2 protein-coding genes are annotated in these 482 nt (G+C 40.0%); one reads left to right on the top strand and one right to left on the bottom strand.

All coding sequences use genetic code 11. The features are described 5' to 3' along the window. A partial coding sequence (locus ACLNEE_RS16935) for an EamA family transporter (protein ID WP_412007458.1) occupies window positions 1-200 on the top strand: 200 nt, incomplete at its 5' end. Between the two features lie 96 nt (window positions 201-296). On the opposite strand, the gene ACLNEE_RS16930 is transcribed toward ACLNEE_RS16935, so the two are convergent. Then, the coding region (locus tag ACLNEE_RS16930) for an iron-sulfur cluster assembly accessory protein (RefSeq protein ID WP_412007457.1) at window positions 297-482 on the bottom strand (186 nt) is incomplete at its 5' end.

The raw sequence follows: 482 nt of genomic DNA, 5'->3' as shown, positions 1-482 counted from the left end.
GTATTCATTTAATTGGTGCTAGTCGAGCGGCTATTGTAGGGGCAACTAATCCGGCTTTAACTGTAGTTTTGGCAGGAATAGCCATCCAAGAAAGTCTGAGTTATACCCAAATTTTAGGGGTTTGCCTGGTTACTTTCAGCATTGCCTTGCTTAATTATGAAAAAGCTGTCCCCAGTGCAGAGAAAAAGCAGTTCAAATAACCGAAAAAAAGAGCAGAGTTTATCCTTCCTGCTCCAGTTGTAAATCTTCAGTCGTATGTTTGCGCTAAGTTTAATTATCTAAATCAGGAAAAATTTTTAAACCCCGAAGGATTTACCACAACCGCAAGTTTGATTGGCATTGGGATTAGTAAATTGGAAACCGCCACCGATGAGGGCATTACTGTAATCCAGCATCAAACCATAGAGATATAACAGACTTTTCCGGTCACAAATGATTTGAAAACCATCATAGTCAAACACTTCATCATGTTCCGTGGCTCG

Origin of the sequence: Aphanothece stagnina RSMan2012, assembly GCF_046764815.1 — a bacterium.
In the GTDB taxonomy this organism is placed as follows: domain Bacteria; phylum Cyanobacteriota; class Cyanobacteriia; order PCC-6307; family Cyanobiaceae; genus NIES-981.
Note: the sequence above shows the minus strand (reverse complement) of the source record. Positions and strands in the feature narration are given on the sequence as shown.